The organism is Phenylobacterium sp., from assembly GCF_031412415.1.
Taxonomy (GTDB): domain Bacteria; phylum Pseudomonadota; class Alphaproteobacteria; order Caulobacterales; family Caulobacteraceae; genus Phenylobacterium.
In genome coordinates, this window is sequence record NZ_JANOCX010000046.1 from 1 (window position 1) to 3444 (window position 3444).

4 protein-coding genes are annotated in these 3444 nt (G+C 68.6%); 2 read left to right on the forward strand and 2 right to left on the reverse strand.

Annotated elements, in window-relative coordinates:
- Positions 1-140: 140 nt before the first annotated feature.
- On the forward strand, positions 141-1568 hold the full coding sequence (locus RMO04_RS02205) for a serine hydrolase (protein WP_309643161.1): 1428 nt from the start codon (positions 141-143) through the stop codon (positions 1566-1568).
- Positions 1569-1683: 115 nt separating this feature from the next.
- Here the strand turns inward: RMO04_RS02205 and RMO04_RS02210 are convergent, their stop codons facing one another.
- Both RMO04_RS02210 and RMO04_RS02215 read right to left on the reverse strand, forming a co-directional pair.
- Entirely contained in the window at positions 1684-2472 is a 789-nt protein-coding gene (locus tag RMO04_RS02210) for an SDR family oxidoreductase (RefSeq protein WP_309643162.1), read from the reverse strand.
- Positions 2472-2798: a nuclear transport factor 2 family protein gene (locus tag RMO04_RS02215; RefSeq protein WP_309643163.1), complete on the reverse strand. Its 327-nt coding sequence runs from the start codon at positions 2796-2798 to the stop codon at positions 2472-2474. Before RMO04_RS02215 ends, RMO04_RS02210 begins: the two co-directional genes overlap by 1 nt.
- Before the next feature lie 130 nt (positions 2799-2928).
- Here RMO04_RS02215 and RMO04_RS02220 point away from each other — a divergent pair.
- Positions 2929-3444: LysR family transcriptional regulator (locus RMO04_RS02220; protein WP_309643164.1), on the forward strand; the 516-nt coding region annotated here is incomplete at its 3' end.

A 3444-nucleotide genomic window follows, 5' to 3' on the forward strand; every position in this document is an offset into this window, starting at 1 on the left:
TGCCTGGCGTTCGACGTCACGGCAGGCGGCCTCCTCATCGTCCGCGGCTATGCCGCGCCCAACTCCCGGATCGGGAGTCCGCCCGACCCGCCCAGCCAAGCGCCTACCGGCGCGCACGCGACGCAATTGGAGAACCAGCCATGATCCGACGTCTTCGCCCCACGGCCGCGGTGATCGGCGCCCTCGTCCTCGCTGGCTGCACGAGCCTTCCGCCCGCCGCGGCCGTGCCGACGGCGATGGCCGCCCACGAGGTCTGCTCGGCGATGTTCGTGTCCGACCTCGATGGAAAGCGCGCCTTCGCGGATACCGTCGCGCCGCAGCTGGGTCCCGCGGCGAGACTTGTCCGCGTCCAGGCCGACCCGACGCGGAAGACGGTGACGGCCGCCCTCGCCGGACTGTACGCCCGACGGGCCACCTATCGCGAACCCTATGGCTGCGTCGTGGGGGATGAGGCGTCAAACCTGCCGGTCGTCGACAAGGCCGGAGGGCCGCCACCCCCCACCCAGGAATCCTCGGTGGTCCGCACCCGCGACACTGAGCTCACCTCCGCCCTGGACATCGCCTTCTCAGAGTCGTCGGACGGTCCGCGCCGGCGCACCTACGCGGCGGTCATCGTCCACGACGGGCGGATCGTCGCCGAGCGCTATGCGCCCGGCGTCGGCGTGGATACGCCGCTGCACGGCTGGTCGATGGGCAAGTCGGTCACCAATGCGCTTCTGGGCGTGTTGGTGAAGCAGGGCCGCCTGGACATGTTCGCACCGGCCCCCGTGCCGGAATGGCGCGATCCCGCCGACGCTCGCCATTCGATCACACCGGACGATCTCCTGCGCATGCGGAGCGGCCTGGACGTGGGGCAATCCCTCATTCCGCGCTGGAACGCCCCCTTCGATCCCGCCAACCGGATTATGTTCGCATCGCCCGATATGGGCGCCGCCGCAGCGCGCAGGGCGCTGAAGTCCCCCGTCCGATCTGCCTGGACCTACAGCGACGGCAACACCGCCGTCCTGGGTCGGCTCATCCGGCAGACGGCCGGCGGCGGTGATCCGGCCGCGACCCAGTCGTTCGCCCGCCGGGAGCTGTTTGAAAGGCTGGGCATGGGCTCCGTGACGATCGAGACCGACGCCACGGGCTCGCCCGTCGGCGCGACGCAGGTCTACGCCAGCGCCCGCGACTGGGCTCGGCTGGGCCAGCTCTACCTGGACGACGGCGTGGCCGGCGGCCAGCGGATCTTTCCGGCAGGCTGGGTGGAATACTCTACGACGCTCACTCCCGGCAGCAATCCGTATGGCTATGGCGCGGGATTCTGGGTGACCTCCGGATCCGACGACCACGGTCTCCCCGTGGGAAGTTTCCTGGCCCGGGGGGCGCGGGGTCAGTACGTCATCGTCGTGCCTTCGGCGCGCTTGGTGGTGGCCAAGCTCGGAGACGCCGACGCGCCGCGTGGCGACTTCGAGGCCATGGTGGGTTTGGTCGGCGCCTTGACGAAGTGGGCAAACTCAACCGGTCGCCGGGACGCGGGCCTCAGCCTTTCGCAAGCGCCGAACCCGGCCTCACGCCCAAGACAATGAGATCCTGCACATGAGGTCAGCCATGCCTCAGTGCCGCCGCGCCGTTGTTCGGCGACGCTAGATTGGCGAGGCTGCGCCGCCCTGTCCCAGCGGTCGTCCGGAGGAAGCCCCTCGCCTACACGGTGGGGATGGCGCCGCCGTCGATGACGTATTCCGCACCGTGGATCGCCGACGCGCGCTGCGAGGCCAGGAAGACGATCAGTTCGGCGACCTCCTCTGGCTGGGCCGGGCGGCCGAGCGGGATCCCCCCCAGCGCTTGAAGGATACTGTCCTTCGCCGCCTCCAAGTCCCCGCCCGTGGTTTCGGCGATCCGGCGGACCAGGGCATCGGAGGCCTCGGTATAAATCCAGCCGGGTGAGACGACATTCACTCGAACGCCCTTCGGGCCCAGCTCCTTCGATACTGCCTTGCTGTAGGTGGTCAGCGCCGCCTTGGCCGCAGCATAGGCGATGGTGGACTCGGGAAGCGGCAGCTTCCGCTGGATGGACGACACATGGATCACCATGCCCTCGCCGCGTTCGACCATCTGCGGGACCAGCGCGCGGTCCAGCCGTACGGCTGGCATGAGGTTGAGGTCCAGCTCGGCGCGCCAGTGGTCCTCGGTCAGCGCAGCAAAGCCGCCGCTTGGTGAGGATGACCCTCCGACGACGTGCACCAGGATGTCGACCCCGCCCATCCGCTCTAGGGCGGCCGCCGCGAGGCGAGACGCCCCTTCCGGCGAGCTTAAGTCGGCGGCCACCACGTGCACGCCTGCGGGCGCGTCAACAGCGCCGCGGGCGGCGGTCACCACGCTCGCGCCGCCGGCGATGAAGCGCTTCACGGTGGCCTGGCCGGCGCCCTTGGTGCCGCCTGTCACCACGACGCGACGGCCTTCGAATTCGGAGGTGGGGTTCTGCAGGGTCATCAGCCGACCTCCAGGGCGGAGATGGCCCTGTTCTCGAGGGTGAAGCGGAAAGTGAACGGAATGGGGCTGCCGGGGAAATCGCCCGTGGTCGGTCCTTCAACGACGATGACGCCTTTCTCTTGTCGCCATGCGACGGGTGTGAAGACGGCTCGGCTGGCGATCGTCGCTGATTGGATCCAGGCCAGGATCTGGGCCTTGCCCACGCGCCTTTCCCGCTCATCGAAGACAACGGCATCCGCCGCAAAGGGAATCAGCATGCCGTCGGCGTCGAGGCGGGCGTTGGCCGCCACATAGGCGGCGATCGGAGGAGGAAGATCGAGTGACATAGTCTTATGACCCAGATCCCGCGGGCCGCCGACGCGGCGACCGCCCGTACATCTGTCGATCAAGGTAGACGCGGACAGATCATGCGATAATCGGGACAGATTGGGATGAGGCGTCACGAAGGGCGGGACAATGGCTCAGAGCAGCCTGAAGGAATTGGATGCAGTCCTCATGATCGCCCGCCGTGGCAAGTTCCGTGCGGCGGCGCTCGAGCTTGGGATGTCGACCACCGCGCTGAGCAATGCGGTCGGGAAGCTGGAACGCACGCTCGGCGTCCGGCTGTTCAATCGGACGACGCGAAGCGTCTCCCTCACCGAAGCGGGCCGCAACTTCGTCGCGCAGGTCGCCCCAGCCCTTCATGACATCCATGAGGCGATGGACGCGGCGCGCGCCCAACAGGCCACGCCATCGGGCACGCTGCGCATCAACGCCTTCCCGACCGCGGCCCGAGAAATCTTCGCGCCGCTCGTCCTCCCGTTCCTGCGCGCGCACCCTCAGGTCCACATCGATATCGTCACCGAAGGCCGACTGGTCGACATCGTCGCCGACGGGTTCGACCTCGGGGTCCGCAGCGCCGACCTCGTGCCGGTCGACATGATCGCCATCCCGCTTGGTTCGGCGCGACGCAATGTCGTCGTGGGCACTCCG